The 16,495-nt window shown below is 45.7% G+C and carries 8 protein-coding genes; 1 reads left to right on the forward strand and 7 read right to left on the reverse strand.

Features of this window, described 5'->3' with window-relative positions; all coding sequences use genetic code 11:
- Position 1: 1 nt before the first annotated feature.
- Both KJS94_RS11850 and KJS94_RS11855 read right to left on the reverse strand, forming a co-directional pair.
- Entirely contained in the window at positions 2-2,116 is a 2,115-nt protein-coding gene (locus KJS94_RS11850) for a bifunctional aldolase/short-chain dehydrogenase (RefSeq protein WP_214448875.1), read from the reverse strand.
- A complete protein-coding gene (locus tag KJS94_RS11855) occupies positions 2,106-2,276 on the reverse strand; it encodes a hypothetical protein (protein ID WP_214448876.1) in 171 nt (56 codons plus the stop codon). Before KJS94_RS11855 ends, KJS94_RS11850 begins: the two co-directional genes overlap by 11 nt.
- Positions 2,277-2,733: 457 nt before the next feature.
- On the opposite strand from KJS94_RS11855, the gene KJS94_RS11860 reads away from it, so the two are divergent.
- Positions 2,734-5,754, forward strand: a complete 3,021-nt coding sequence (locus KJS94_RS11860; RefSeq protein WP_214448877.1) for a glycosyl hydrolase — start codon at positions 2,734-2,736, stop codon at positions 5,752-5,754.
- Between the two features lie 4 nt (positions 5,755-5,758).
- Here the strand turns inward: KJS94_RS11860 and KJS94_RS11865 are convergent, their stop codons facing one another.
- The 5 genes from KJS94_RS11865 to KJS94_RS11885 all read right to left on the reverse strand — a co-directional run bounded on the left by KJS94_RS11865 (position 5,759) and on the right by KJS94_RS11885 (position 16,247).
- Positions 5,759-7,465, reverse strand: coding sequence for a glycoside hydrolase family 71/99 protein (locus tag KJS94_RS11865; RefSeq protein ID WP_214448878.1), 1,707 nt, complete (start codon positions 7,463-7,465; stop codon positions 5,759-5,761).
- Positions 7,462-8,286: a sugar phosphate isomerase/epimerase family protein gene (locus KJS94_RS11870; protein WP_214448879.1), complete on the reverse strand. Its 825-nt coding sequence runs from the start codon at positions 8,284-8,286 to the stop codon at positions 7,462-7,464. The genes KJS94_RS11865 and KJS94_RS11870 overlap by 4 nt, the downstream gene beginning before the upstream one ends.
- A gap of 13 nt (positions 8,287-8,299) precedes the next feature.
- On the reverse strand, positions 8,300-11,533 hold the full coding sequence (locus KJS94_RS11875) for a glycosyl hydrolase (protein WP_256449989.1): 3,234 nt from the start codon (positions 11,531-11,533) through the stop codon (positions 8,300-8,302).
- A gap of 72 nt (positions 11,534-11,605) precedes the next feature.
- Entirely contained in the window at positions 11,606-13,165 is a 1,560-nt protein-coding gene (locus KJS94_RS11880) for a RagB/SusD family nutrient uptake outer membrane protein (protein WP_214448881.1), read from the reverse strand.
- A gap of 25 nt (positions 13,166-13,190) precedes the next feature.
- Positions 13,191-16,247, reverse strand: a complete 3,057-nt coding sequence (locus tag KJS94_RS11885; protein WP_214448882.1) for a SusC/RagA family TonB-linked outer membrane protein — start codon at positions 16,245-16,247, stop codon at positions 13,191-13,193.
- Between the last annotated feature and the right edge of the window lie 248 nt (positions 16,248-16,495).

Consider the following 16,495-nt stretch of genomic DNA (forward strand, 5'->3'; position numbering starts at 1 on the left):
TTTACCTTACGAAAGCCATCGCTACCCCTCCGTCAACATTCAAAACATTTCCTGTTGACTTATTGAGCATCCCGCTGACAAAAACGTAACAGGCGTTGGCGATATCATCCGGATTGATGATCTCATTCAGCAATGTTCTTTTTGCATAATAGGCGGGCAATTCTTCTACACTTATTCCATAGGCCTTTGCCCTTCCTTCTGCCCAGGCGCCGCTCCATATCTTACTATCCGAAATAACGGCATCTGGATTGACTACATTGACCCTGATCTTATCCTTACCTAACTCAGCGGCATTTAAACGACTCAGGTGCAATTGAGCGGCTTTTGCAGAACCATAAGCTGCATTATTGGGTCCGCTGACCAGGGCATTCTTACTGACAATATTCAGGATATCCCCTCCCCTGCTTTGCTTGCGCATAACTTCTACGCCGTATTGGGTTACCAGGAACTGTCCCTTTACCAAAACATCATACATGAGGTCCCAATCCTTTATAGTATGTTCTTCCAATGGTTTAGAGATGGACAAACCAGCAGAATTTACAATGATATCTAACCCGCCAAATGCAAGGCAAGTGGCATCAATAGTCCTCTCAATACTTGAAACATCTGTCACATCCAGATGGGCAGCTATAAATACATCCTTTCCATATAGCGATAAAAACTCATTATTGGCACCTTTAAGCCTTTCTTGATCATTGTCGTTAATAACGACACAGGCTCCTTCGTCAGCCAGCTTCTTTGCAATGGCTTTTCCTATCCCACCCGCACTGCCGGTGATCAGGGCAATCTTTCCACTCAATGCCTTGGGTTTGGGCATCCTCTGCAATTTGGCTTCTTCCAAAAGCCAGTATTCAATATTGAAGGCCTCTTGCCTGGGTAAGGAAGTGTAGGAAGAAATAGCTTCAGCACCCCTCATCACATTGATGGCATTAATGTAGAACTCGGAAGCCACCCGGGCTGTCTGCTTATCCTTGGCAAAAGTGAACATCCCGATTCCGGGATAAAGGATAACTACCGGGTTCTCATCCCGGATAGCTGGACTATTGGGATGTTTGCATTGCGCATAATAGTCCCTGTACATTTGCCTGTATTGTTCAAACTGGGGGATCAGGCGGGACTTGATACTTTCCTTATCTGACAGGTCTTCAGAAGGGTTTAGATCGAGTACAAGGGGCGATATCTTGGTTCGGAGGAAATGGTCTGGACAACTGGTTCCCATGGGCGCAAGGCGCGTCAGGTCATTGGAATTGATAAAATCCAGCACCCTCTGGTCATCCGTAAAATGTCCTACCATATTTGTTCGGGAAGAACATAATCCCCGCAATAGGGGAGCCAGGTTCGCTGCCTGCTTCAATCGGGCTTCCTTTTGAACAGGTGCGATCCTGGTTCCGCCGAACACTGCGGTTTGACTGCTGCTTGCTATATAAACCGAACACTTTTCAATGACCTCCAACGTATTGATGTAACACTCATAGGCGGTATCACCCCAGGTAAACAAGCCATGGGACCCTAGCATGATACCCCTGATACCCGGATTGTCCTCCAGGCACTCCCTCAACTTCAGGCCAAGGTCAAACCCTGGCCTTTGCCAATCAACCCAACCAATCTTTCCTTCGAACAACTCCTCCGTAATTTTCCTTCCATCCTTTGCGGCAGCAATAGCAATAGCGGCATCGGGATGCAGGTGATCAATATGTTTGAATGGAAGGAAACCATGAAGGGGGGTATCAATGGATGGCGCCTTGGACTGAAGGTCGAAAATGCAATGATTGAACAACTCAACCATTTCATCTTCGTGATCGATTCCCCTATATATCCGTTCCAGGTTGCGCAGGCGATCTACATATAAGGCAGCCAATCCGTTTCTTTTCATTGTCCCGAGGTCACCACCAGATCCCTTTACCCACATCACTTCAGTTTCCTTACCAGTCAGGGGATCTTTTGCCATTACTTTACAGGAAGTATTACCACCACCATAATTCGTTAAACGAAGGTCAGCACCCAATAGATTGGATCTATATACAAGAAGGGCAACCTCATCACCAGCCATCCCTGCAGCCTTTTGTTCATCCCACAAATAACTTACATGATTGAATTGTTCCGTTTTACCTAACATAGAACATGATTTGTTTTATATCGATCATTTGCAATCCTTTGATGGAGCGGTTAATGAAAAAGATTTCATGGAATACCTGTACAACTTCTTTCAATGGCCACTTAATGAAATACTCCTGGATAATCGCTTCAATACTGAATTTAATAATTCTGCCACTCATTATAAAAGTATATTACTAACTGCCTGGAACTGTCCTGAACTGTTGGGTGGTGACACATAAACATTTGGTTAACCACCAGATACCCTTATCTCGGCAATGATCTTGCTACCTGACTATTGAAGTCGTTTGTATTCGCCTATGCCAACTACTGCAGTTCATACCGGATATGGATCCCGCTGAATCAAAAATGATTCAGCAACTCCTTATTATAAGTACCTATCTATATAGATAATAGCACCGGTCATCCATCTTACCAGCTTCATATAAAGCGTATCTACCCAATAACATCCTAATGAAATCCGTTTCCTTGGAAGCCATATAATCCATACAAATTGGGGAAGTGTCATATCCATTACCTTCAGGTCACAAAGACCGGCTTCTTTCCTGTTTCAGGATAGGGCAGGATAGCCATCGAAAAATTGGGGGCTACCTTTTGGACTGATCTCAAAATCATTTTATGAAGACTTTTCTTGGCATCCTGTTATTCATGTCAATATTCTTTGCACATGATTCATTTTCACAATTCCATACCCCATCTATTAACACCCTGAAGCAGGGATTTGCAAGTCCGCCGGAAGAAGCCAAACCAGGTGTGTACTGGTATTTTCTTGATGGCAATATGAACAGGGAGGGCATGACCAAAGACCTCGAGTCAATGAAAGCTTTTGGCATCAACCATGTCATTTTCCTTGAAGTAAACCTTGGTGTCCCGAAGGGAAAGATCAATTTCATGAGCGAATCATGGATCGGAAATTTCACTTATGCCATCCGTGAATGTGAGCGGTTAGGCATAGATGTTACCCTTGGTGTGGGTCCGGGCTGGACCGGAAGTGGCGGACCATGGGTTAAGGCAGAAGAATCCATGCTTCACCTGGTTTCAAGCGAGAAGAAAGTGACAGGGGGGAAAAAGATCAGGGAAAAGCTATCCGTTCCCGAACCCAAGCGACCCTATTTTGGTGAAGAAAACCTTTCAACTGAAGTGAAGAAACAATGGAAGGAATATTATAAAGACGTTAAAGTATTGGCATTCCCTTTACCCCAGGTGGAGAAAAGAATTCCTGAGATCGATAGTCTGGCATTGTACTACCGGTCTCCCTATACTTCCATGGTTGGGGTAAAAGCCCACCTTCCGAGAATATCCGGTGATATCAATTGGCCGGCAGGAGCCGTAGTCGATAAAAGAAAGATAGTAGACATTACTGCTAACATGCAACCCGATGGTACGCTGGAGTGGACTGCACCAGCGGGAAATTGGCTCATCATGCGATTGGGTTCCAGGAATAATGGGGCCATCACCCGACCTGCCCCGGATCCGGGATTAGGTTTGGAAAGCAGTAAGTTCGATACTACAGCACTGAATGACCATATGGCAAACTTTGTCGGCAAACTGATCAATGCCATCGGGCCGATCAATCCCAACAAAGCCGGCGGCCTTAAGCGTATCCATATGGATAGTTGGGAGATGGGCGCGCAGAACTGGTCAGAAAGCTTCAGGCAGGAATTCCAAAAGAGAAGGGGATATGATCCCCTTCCCTATTTCCCTGTTTATGCAGGGTGGGTGGTAGATAATTTTGATAACAGCGAAAGGTTTCTCTGGGACCTCAGGCTAACAGCACAGGAATTGGTCATTGAAAATCATGCCCAGCATCTTAAGCGATGGGGCAAAAGGAATAAGCTCGATTTCTCCGTAGAATTCTATGATATGAATCCAACTGCTGACCTGGAACTGGGAAAGGTTGGCGATATTCCCATGGGTGAATTCTGGAACAGGGAATGGCCATTCAACAGCTCCTTTAGTGTGATTGAAGCGACTTCCATCGGCCATGTTAATGGTATTGCAACAGTCCAGGCAGAGGCATTCACCTCTTACCTGGATGGCTGGAAAGATCATCCGGGATCAATCAAAAACCAGGGTGACTGGGCATTTGCGGCTGGTATCAACAGGTTCTTCTACCATACCTTCCAGCATCAACACCTGGACGACAGCCTTAAACCGGCCATGTCTTTTGGCCCCCATGGTGTGCACTGGGACAGGAACCAGACCTGGTGGCATCTTTCCAGGCCCTACCATGAATATATAGCCCGTTCTCAATACCTCCTGCAACAAGGAATTCCGGTGGCGGATATCCTTTACCTCACTCCGGAAGGTGCGCCACATGTATTTACACCACCCTTCTCCGCTTTGCAGGGAACGGCCATAATGCCCGACAGGAAAGGATTCAATTTCGATGGTTGTGCCCCCAGCCAACTCTACGGTGCAACTGTAAAGGACGGCAGGATCGTATTCCCCGGTGGCAACAGTTACAGTATACTGGTACTTCCGGATGCCGGATATATGTCGGTTACCCTGTTGAAGAAAGTGGAAGAACTGGTGCGTGACGGCGCGATTGTGATGGGCAAACCTCCTGCTACAGTACCGGGCCTCAGTGACTGGAAAAGCCAGGAGAAAATCCTGAAGAACCTCGTCAACAAGATATGGGGACCACATGCTGTTTCAGCCAATCGGACAAGCGCATCCTATGGTAAAGGAAAACTATTCTGGGGTGGGGATTATGGTAAAGCGGCAGACTCAAGCCTTTATCCTTCCTACAACGCAACAGCGGAACTGTTACGTTCACTCCAACAAAAGGAATCTTTTGCGACAGGAGCTCCCTTGCGTTATATCTATCGTAAGGCACCGGAATGGGACCTGTATTTTGTTTCCAACACCACCAACCAGTCCATTAAGACTGATGTGCTTTTCTCGGCAACAGAAGGAACGCCGGAAATCTGGCATCCTGTAACTGCCCAATCGCATCCGCTGAATAGCTTCACCCGTGTCAACGGGGGGACTTCCATACCCTTATCATTAGAACCTTACGAGAGTTATTTTATCGTCTTCAACAAGACGCAACAGGCTGCAGGCAATAAGGGACAAAATTTCAGGTCCGCTTCCATCATCCAGACCTTACAGGGTGACTGGACTGTAAGTTTCGATCCCAAATGGGGTGGACCTGGCAAGGTTACCTTCCCCGACCTTACTGATTGGAGTCTCCATCCTGATCCCGGTATTAAGTATTACTCCGGCACAGCTTTCTATTCCAAAACCTTTGATATGGCTGATCCAGCTGCAGGTAAAGGGAAAAAGCTGATCCTCGACCTTGGTGATTTCCAGCATTTGGCCAGGGTAACCCTGAATGGTAAGGACCTGGGCATCTTGTGGACCAAACCCTACACCCTGGATATTACCAACCACATCAAAGAGAGCGGCAATGAGTTATTGATCGAAGTAGTGAACACCTGGCCAAACAGGTTAATTGGCGATGAACAGTTGACTGATGATGGCGTAAAGGATGCACAATGGCCGCAATGGATATTGGTAAGTAAGCCACGTCCGTCCAGGCGTTATACGTTCGCAGTCTGGAAATACTATAAAAAGACCGATCCGCTTATCCCATCAGGATTATATGGACCGGTAACCATAAAAACAGTTGACTAACAATTTACCTGTTTGCACGGTAATGGTAGTTGAACCTTCCTATTGGCGCAGCGTCACCATGCAAATAGAAATCCCAGATGTTCAATAGGTCCTGCATATTGTCCATCCATTTGAATGAAAATTCAAGAACAGGTGATGAAGGGAAAAAAGACCTTGGAACACTTACTGTTACCTTACCCGATTGAATGTTTGCAGGAATCAGTTGTACAGGCTCCCATGCATGCTGCTTGAAACGATGCAGCATGACATTGCCTGTACGACTGTAATCTGCGACCAGGAGGTCATAGCCATTCCAACCCGTCCGGGAATCATTATCTGCATCGATAAAAACCATCATCCAGTTGCTATCTGGCCTGGTTAGTGGTAGTCGGGTACTAGCAGAAAAATTGATCACAGCATTCTTTTCGGCTATCTGTAACCGTATGATATCATTCCTGCCAGTGCTATCTATGTAAATTTTATCCTTCCAGCCCTCAGCATGACGGACCATGTTGTTATTGCTATAGGCAGTATATTCTTTTTTACCAGCTTTTGCCTGGTCCTGCTTCATGCCTTTAAACTTCCTGATATTATTCACCATTTGGTAATAATAGTTATCGCCATGCCCTCCCTTCATTGGTTCTATATCCCTGCTGAACTCCTGGTTGAACTGATCCGGGAAGGCATTGGTCTGTCCCTGCCATTCCTCAAAACGACCGGCAATCCATTCATTCCATCCTGTAATAAACACAAACTCCGGATCTAGTTCCAGAGCCCTGTCCCATTGTTCCTGGAAGTTCAATCCAAACAATACGGCACCGGAATCCTTGGCATGTCCTTTTGTATGGGTATAGCTACGGCCGAAAGCCCCCGCGGCATTCATGGCAGTCAGTCCCTTCTCTTCAGACCAATTCTGCGCCACTCCTACGGTTACCTGCTCAAACCTATTGTCCGGGCCCTTTCGAAATCCATGTTGCGGAAAGATCTCCAACCAACCCCAATGATCCTTCCTTTCAGGACCCTTGTTATAAACAGGCTGTCCCGGTCGAAAGGTGAAAAACTCAAGCATGTCTTTATTACCGTTGGTAAATTCAGGCATTCCCATGATAAGCGGTTTCCCCTTCCACCTGAACCACAGGTCCTGGTATTTCCCCGGCCTGTACAAGTCCGTGAACAACTCCTGCAGTATTTCCCTACCGCCAACAGTATTCCCGAAAGGAAGCATGAAGGCAATCCGGGGTGTCACATTTCCCTCGCTGCGCATCTGGCTATATACTTCGCAAAGTCGGGTATACGATTCCTTCCAGGTGAAGTTTCCGTTGGTACAATCAAAGATGATAACATCCACGGCTGCTTCCGCTAGCAGTTCAGCATGCTTACGGAGCACCCATTCATCCGTATCCCGGTAAAACCCGAACAAAGGTTCACCCCAGAAAAAAGGGCTGTTGGTTGTGGGCCAAACTTTATGTTTATAATCCCAGATGGCTTCAGGGTGGTCTTTCAACAGCACTGAAGGAACATAGGGTGGATGATGGGCATGGGCTGTATGCCATGTCCAATAGAATATGCCAACAAATTTTTCAGGTTGCCAATCCTTTACTTCGCCGGGCATCAATAACTTTCTTCTCACTCCATCCATCCCTGTGTGGGCTGAAGGACTAATGGCCTTTTGCGCAGCCGCCGAAAAGCCCCAATAACAAGCCAGCATCAATAATGAATTCTTCAACTTCATACAGTCCTGGTTTTAAAGTGATGGTTTAAATAGTCCTTCATAAACTGGTTCAACTCCCATTGGGAAGCCAGCGGTTGTCCATCAACGATACTGGTCCACATATAGGGTGGAGGACCAAATTCCGTGGTAATGGTCAGGAAGGGAGACCCGCTTCTTCTTCTATGATCATAGATCATTGTCCACCATTCCACAAACCTTTCAAGATAGGGGCGCCAGGTCGGGACACGCGGATCAGGAACCTGCGGACCTTCTTCATGGCCGACCCTTGCATGGATATGAACGGCATTCCTGATGGCTGTTTCCAATATTGGGTGTTGCATCTTCAGCATGCTCTCGGTAACACATGTCCAATGCGAAAAATCAGCCGTGATGGGAAATCCATTCCTTGCCCGAAGTAGGTCAGCATAATTATAAGGACTGTAGCACAGGTTCCCCCGGTGGGTTTCATGAGCCACTGTTATATCATTGGCCTCGGAAAAAACGGCTGCCCTGTCAATAAACTGTAATTGTTCCTGGAGCATCAGGTAATCCTTTCCAGTATGCGAATTGATCAATAAGGGTTCCATTTCGGCACAACATTCAAGTTGGTATTGAAAGGAATCCAGCCATTGTGGAAGGGTGTTGCCAGCAGCCTGGTATTGATGACAAACAATCAACAGCTCATACTGCTGCAATAAGGTCTTTAGCCTTTGCTGCTCCTGCCTGCTGACCGGTAACCATGTTTCAATACCATCAAATCCTGAAGCCTTCACTTTTTCCAGGAAGGCTTCCAGGGAAAGGTTTTCAGAACCCCAATAAGGGCATAAATAAAAGCATTTCATTTTAGCCGGTTAATTAATTATTCCCTAACGTTGACAAGATCCTGACCGGTCCCAAAAGACCGGATGGCTGATAAGGATCAGCAGCCGAATAAGGGTTGTAGTTAGCAGCAGTCCTGCGCTGCGGAATAGGTCGTTTTGCATCACCGATCAAACTGTTGACCCAGGTATTCACCACCTTCACCCTGATCTCATTGTTCCCGTTTTGCAATTTTCCAGTGATATCCAATTGCCATGGTGAGGTCCAAAGTGCACCTGCTGGTTTTCCATTGACCTCTATTGTAGCCATAATAGCCGCACTGCCGATATCCAGGGTATAGCTTTTGTCTGCCTGCTTTTGTAAGGTGAACTGTTTTGAATAGACAGCTGAACCGGAAAAATTATGCAGGCTGGAATCCCCTAGTTCATGCCAGCTGGACAAACCAGGAAGTTCAAGCTCGCGGTCCTTACCCGGTAAAAAAGGAGAGAACCTAACGCTCCACGGCCCGGTCAGATTCATCTCTACATCCAAAGAAGGGAAATTGACCGATGCCAGTTTGCTTTCTGTCTTTCTGTCGGTAAATACAATAAAGCAACTTTGATAGGGGGCCAGTTTAAGCGGAACTTTTATTCCATTGATATCTTCCATGAAGTCAGGCAGGCTGCGCTTTGTCCCGCTTGTCGCATCCCACCATTCCGGTCTCTTGTTCCTAACCCGGAAAACCGGATTGAACACTACCGGCTTGTTCTCCTGGTTGGCCAGGAAGTAGATCTCCATATCACCCACCCGCCTGTGATAATAAAGAATGGGAAGGGTTGAATCGTAGATGATGTCAGGCCTGAGACCTTTTCTCATAAACACCTGTTCAAGACTGAGGTTGGAATGAACCTCCCCCTTGCCTACCTTCTTCACCATCATTCCATTAACCTTGGAACCGCCCCATAGTGAGAACTTCAATTTATCCAATTGTCCATCGGCAGCAGGATAGCCTTCAAGGCTCGGGGAAAGCATTGGAGGGGTACCTACAATAGTAGCCCCATCTTTTACCAGTTGAATTAATTTTTCAAGTACCTCAGGACGCATGCTTGAGGAAGGCGGAAGCACCAATACACTATAACTCATTCCATCTGGTAATACTATTCGACCATCCTTTACTGTCAACCTATTGAGAATTACTTCAGCATTGATGTAATCAAATTGATGTCCATGTGGAAGGGAAGGCTCTCGTATGCCTGTCATTTTTGGCACATCCTCGCCGATATAATACGCAGCATCAATTACCGGAAGGCCTTGTTGTAAAAGGTAATTGCATCTCCGGAGGTAATCGAAAAACACCTTTCCGTCCCTGAACCAGGTGTTGTTACGGCTGAACTCCGTTCCAAACCATGCATTCATCCCAGGCTTTTGGATACTGTCTGGTTGGGTGATGTATACATGCAATAGAGTATGGTTGATCCCTTCTGTAAAGGACCAGTCTGCCCGCTTCTTCAACATGCCGGGATAACGGGCGAATGGTTGAAATGCCGAGGTGAAGGATTCAGCTGCTACCCTGGTCTTCCCGTAAATATGCGCTGCAGATGCCGCAGCCCTGCACTCAATACTGCCCAGGTCACCTTCATTCCAGAATTCGCCGCCAACTTCATCAGCCTGCCCACCATACTGAAGGAATTCGGCAGGAAAGCCCCAATGGCCATAATTCTCCAGCCATAGTTTCAAACCGTGCTGGTGGCATACCTTTCTCAGGCCACCAACATATTCGTAAGCCACCCTATCAGCAATCAATCGCCTGAGATCCCATAGGAACCGATTGGACTGGTCTGCTGACCCAATGATATGACCGGATAAAACCGGCAACCATGGAAAGGGTTCATATCCATAGAGACGCCTGAAATCTTCAGCCATGCCACTGGTCCAGTTCTGTGAGCCCGTTTCATAACTATCCGCAACCACCCATTTCAATGCCACCCTATCCTCAACTGGTATACTATCCAGTATCCTTCCCACAAATGCATCAAAATGATGGACTGTATATGCGCTGTTGATCTTATCCAATTCCAGTCCCCGACCCTCAGGTGTTGCAGGACTATTGGTCACCCCAGTAGTGGTCATCCCATAACGAATGATCTTCCAGCTGCCTTGGGGAACATCCCATTCCAAGCTTCCATCATCCTTCAGTAAATGGCTGATGTTGATGACCCGATTTTCCGGTATGTAAAATTCAGTACCCTGTTCATTTTGTTTAGGCCATTGGTACTCGTTCCATAAAGGAAGGGGTTCCGGGAACATACGGGCAAGTTGTTTCTCCATATACTGTTCCACGACTGGTTCCGCGGATAGATACAATTCGGAAAAAGAGGGCTGTCCGGAAATGGCTAAGACCTCAACTTTTAGTTTATGAACAGCTACTTCAGGAATTTCAATCGTAACTGGGGCATTGGGAATGAACCCTACCGCCAACATCTTATTGTTGTGGTCTACCTTGAAGGAGCGAATGGTTGCCCATTCATTTCCCTGCAATAGTTTTACCCTTACTTCACATCTGAACTTACTATAATGGGGTACCAATCTCAGGCTCCTGATGGTAGTTCTTTCATCCCAACTAAAATCCAATACCGATAAACTATCTGCGAACTGGAAAAAACTACTGGTATCATTATCCAACAGAACGCCGAACTGGCTATTGCGGTCCCTTCCTGATGAAGCAATGTTTGGTATAGGGGTTGAACTCCGTTTTAAGGGTATCGCCAGTAAAGCTATATCTTCAAAATAAGCATAAGGATGGCTAAGGTTGATAGTCCTTCTTACTCCTCCTTCAACAACCCTGTTGACATTGGCAACATAACGCATACTTTCACCGGGGCTGATCCAAGGACCACCCGACTGACTCCAGCCTGGTGAATTGAATAGCCCCAATTCAACATTGTTCTTCCTGGCTGCATGGAAAGCAGACCTGACAACTTTCCACCATTTTTCACTAAACAGGGGGGCATTCCCGTTAGAACGCACTTCATCCTCACTAAGGCCGATATTTCCAATGAAAGCCCGACCGATCCCTGCTTGTGCCATTGACTCAATATCTTTCCTGACCTCCTCCGGATCAATATTATCATTCAACCAATACCAATAAACACTTAACCTGGCCTCTTCCGGTACCGCTTTAAATTGCTGGTAAATTCTTTCTGTATTGACGGACTTCTGCCCTAAACAGCTACAGACAGGGAATAAACAAATACACAGTAGTAAAATATGTAACGAAAGGATATTATTCATCGCGATTACAGTATTCAGGAAAGAAATATGCCCGCATTGCTGCGGGCACGTTTTGTTTAATTGCTGAAGAAATCAATAACCAGGGTTCTGCCTCATGTTAGGGTTGGCATCAATTTCCCGCTGGGGAATCGGATACAATTCCAGTTTAGGGCTATAGGGACTAAGGTCCTTATTCTCGATCTGGTTGGGTGACATGGCAGCGATCTCTTCCTGAAGGGTACCCCACCTCCTGATATCAGGAATAGTGGTGAACTCACCCGCCAACTCCAACAATCTTTCCTTCCTGATAGCGGCCCTCAATTGCACCTGGTCGGTAATATTGAGTATTGTGGCACCGGCACGAGTGCGAACCCTGTTCAGATGTTGTAAGGCTTCACCACTTTGACCAGTCTCATTCAATGCCTCAGCCAGGCAAAGCAAGGCATCGGAGAACCTCATATGGATAACATCAGCACCATATGCCCAGGGCAGCTGGTTGTAGGGCTCCCTTCCAAACTTTCCAAAAGCGATACCTGAACGGGGAACTGATTCAATCCGGTTCTGGGTCTTGTTCCAATAGCCCGGAATAGTGGGATCATATACAATACTATCACCGGTAGCATAGTGCTTATACCTGTACACTGCAGTAAAATCCCTTCTTACATCCTTCTCCTCGAAAAGGTCATAAAATGATTGGGTAAAGCCAAAAGCAGTCTGGGCTGGGCCAGGGAAACCATCGGGTCCCAGGAAAAACGGGAAGATACTGGCCTCAAGGTTATTAACCGGGGCAGCAATCTGGCCAAAAGAGATCAGCAGTTCAGGATTTCTTTCATTGGCAAGAGAAAACACACTGGTAAAATCATCCAACAATTGAAACCCGTACTTCTGCTCATTAGCTGTACCAACAACTTCCTTCAATTTGGCAACCGCTTTCTCAAAGTTCTCCGGCTTGCTAAGGGGTTTACCTGCCATGGTCAGGTAAACTTTACCCAATAGCGCCTTCGCCACACCTGCATTGAAGCGTCCCTTATCTGATGGGGAATCCCACTGGTCGGGGAGGTTTGATTCCGCAAATTTCAGGTCGGATTCAATAAGCTTGTATACTTCTTCTACTGGCTTTCTTTCACCAAATATCAAATCTTCCTGGCCGAGTGAAGTAACAGATTTGTCCAGGATCGGAAGGTCGCCATACCACCTGGTAAGGGTAAAATAGGCAAATGCCCTTAATAACCTTGCCTCAGCAATATACCTGTTGGCTACTGCCTGATCACTTACAGCCCTTGAAGCATTATCAATGACCAGGTTAGCCCTTGCTATACCTTTGAAGTACTCAGACCACTGTGTTCCAAACAAGAAGTCATTATTGTTAATATTGAAATTATTATAGCCTGCTGCAAAACCTGTTCCCCGCTGACCAAATGAGGAATACCTATAACCGCATTCTGAATAATAGAAAGTCATGAGGGTATTGTACCAGGGGTACTCAGAGAAATTGGCATAGGCCCCCAATGTAGCGCGCTTTAACCCGTCTTCATTGCTAAATACATTCTCCGGGGAAATGAAAGAATAGGGTGTTTCCTCGAGTTCTTTATTACAGGATGACATAGCAAAAACTGTCAACCCACAAAGAATAACATTTAATATCTTTTTCATATCATGAAATTGATTATTGATACAATTAAAATGCACAGCTTACACCAAAAGTCACACTGATATTCCTGGGGTAAGCACCAAAGTCAATACCCGGCTGGGCCAACGATTGACCATACGAACTCACTTCAGGATCGAAACCAGAATACTTAGTAATGGTCAGCAAGTTTGTCCCGGTTGCAAACAACCTCAGGTCCTTGAATCCTTTTACCGATGGGAAGGTATAATTGATGGTCAGGGACTTCAGGCGGATGAAATCACCCTTTTCAACCAGGGCCGATGTAACATCACCAACGGGTAATCCATTAGTGGCTGTATGTAATGATGGATAGCGCACATCATTATGCTGGTTATTGGTTGTCCACCTTTTGTTGTACCATTCTTCTGTCTGGTTGAAATAGATGCCCTGGTAATTAATGAATCCTGAATTAAGGTAAAAACCGGTAACATTCAAGATATCGTAGCCGACCGCTCCATTGAAGAACATGTTGATACCCCAACGCTTATAAGTAAAATCTGTTGTCCAACCGAATGTAAAATCAGGAACGCCGTTACCTAGGACAGTCCGGTCTGCGGAATTAATGATACCATCCTTATTCAGGTCAACATATTTCCATGAACCGGGCACTTGTGATGCCGCTCCACCAGGGAAAGGATAGTTGGGAACACCGATGTTAAAATCAGATGGTTGAACCAATCTTTCCACCATATAACCATAGAAATTCCCGACTCTTTCACCTGGACGAAGGATATGCGATACACCCGCCAAGCCATTTCCTCCAAGTGTAAAGAACCTGTCAGCATTATTCAATCCGAAAGATTTGATCTCATTGTAATTCCTTGACAGGATAAATGTGGTACCTAGGTACATGTCCTTCTTCTCAATGATCACTCCTTTCAAACTCAACTCAATTCCTTTGTTCAACATCTCCCCGTCATTACCCAGTACTGACCTGAAACCTGACTGGGATGGAATTGAACGTGATTGTAATAATCCATTCGTGAGCTTTTGGTAATAATCGAAGCTGGCAGAAATCCTGTTCTTAACTACGGAGAAATCAACACCTATATTGAATTGCTTCGTCTCTTCCCAGGTAAGGTCAGCATTTCCCAATGAGGTTGGTCGCAATATGGTGGAATATCCATTGCCTGATCCATACTGGAAAAATGCAGTGTTATAACGGGAAAGCGATTGGTAAGGGGATATGGCCTGGCTACCGGTAATACCGTATGACGCTCTTAACTTTAAATTATCTACAAAATTCACTCCCTGCATAAAGGATTCATTGGAAACGTTCCAGGATGCACCAACGGCAGGGAAAAAGCCCCATTTCTTGTTAGCGGCAAAGGGAGAAGCCCCGTCCGCCCTAAGGGAAACATTCAGGTTATACCTGTCATCAAATCCATAATTGATCCTTGTAAAGCCAGACATGATCGTCCTGTCTTCCCTATATGTACCGACACCCTGGCTCCTGCCGATCCCCAGATTGTAGTTCTCCAGTGTCTGTATACCAAAATCAGAAGCCCTAGTGGTAACAAGCTCCAATACAGTACCAGTATACTCACCACCAAGGACTGCATTGAAACGGTGCTTGCCACTGAATAAATTATCATAGGTAAAATATCCAGTAAGGTTGTACCCGGTTGTTGAAGCTGTATTCACACTTCCTTCACCGTTGGAGAAAATACCATTATTGGTTCTAGAATTGAAGAAGATATCGCGTTTTGAATTATCAAAGCTGGATCCGCCCGCAATAGTCAAACGAAGGCCATTGGTAATGGTGAAAATATTCTCCAAATTAAAAAGGATATTATCGGTCCTGGTCTTATCCACCTTTTCTGTCAGGTCAATGTATGGGTTAAGGAATGCCCCACCAGGAAATCCTCCTGAACCATTGTAAGTACCCGACTGACTTTTGGGAAGGGTTGGCAGCGCACGCAAGGCATCTAGTACTGGACCTGCAACCTGGGGGAAGCCCAATGTTGTGGTCATCGCCCTATCATTGACCATCCTGGTAACACCCGCCTGCAGCCTCAACGTATACCATTTATTGACTTCTGAATTTAAATTTACCCTTACGTTACCCCTTTTAAAACCAGATGCGATCAGCACACCGTCATCCTGGAGGTAACTACCGGAAACATAATAGGCACTTTTATTTGTACCGCCTGATACATTCAAGGCAACTTCCTCACGGAAAGAATTACGCGTAATCTCATCAAACCAATTGGTAGAAGTATTAAGCGTATCCAGATCATAGGCAGGCAGATTGCCTGTAATTGCAGCATATTCATTCCGAACTGTAGCGTATTGCCGGGCATTCATCATTGTTGGTGGTGACGCCAGGGAACCAAATGATGTTTTATTGACAAACTCGATCCTGGCATCGCCCCTCCTACCTGATTTTGTAGTGATCAACACAACACCATTGGCTCCCCTTGAGCCATAGATGGCGGTTGCAGAGGCATCCTTCAACACCTCGATACTGGCGATATCATTCGGGTTGATGGTCATTAAGGGGTTTTGACGGAATGCCCCATTCCTGCCGCCTGAAGAAGCTTCGGTATAAGGCGGAATGATAAATCCATCAATAACATATAGCGGCTCATTATTCCCGTTAAGGGAGTTGTTACCACGTATACGTATAACGGCATCGGCGCCAGGCTCCCCTGATGATTCAATGGATTGAACACCAGCAGCCCTGCCCTGTAAAGCCTGGTCAACAGTGTTCACGATCGTATTCTTGAATTCACCCGCCTCAACTTTAGCTACAGATCCAGAAAGAGATTTCCTGCTCTGGGTTCCGTAACCTACTACTACCACATCCGACATCGTTCCCGTCCTTGGCGACAATTGAATTCCTAAATCAGCAGTATTACCATCCACGAGGTATTCCCTTGATTCATAGCCAACATAAGAGACAACGATTGTCTGTCCTTTCTTTACCATCAACTTGAATGCCCCATCAGCATCTGTTGTAGTACCTGTCTTGGTATTCTTAACATTAACGGAAACACCAGAGAGCGGGATGTTGTCCTTCGAAACTACTTTCCCGTTAACTGGAATCAGGTCTTGTGCAAACATTTCGAGAGAAAAGATTAAAGCCAATATGGACAACCATATTACCTTCCTCGTTTGCAGACCATTTGATAGTCTTTTTTTCATGACGAGCAATTTGTCTTGGTTATATAATTCAATTAGAGAGAATGAAAATTCTTTCATTCATAACCAAATTATATATGAAATCATTCATGACTGTCCTGCACTTACCTGATTGCAACCTGCTAACATGGTCAATTTACAATTGAACCTTACTTCATTTAACTACATAT

Origin of the sequence: Flavihumibacter rivuli (assembly GCF_018595685.2) — a bacterium.
In the GTDB taxonomy this organism is placed as follows: domain Bacteria; phylum Bacteroidota; class Bacteroidia; order Chitinophagales; family Chitinophagaceae; genus Flavihumibacter; species Flavihumibacter rivuli.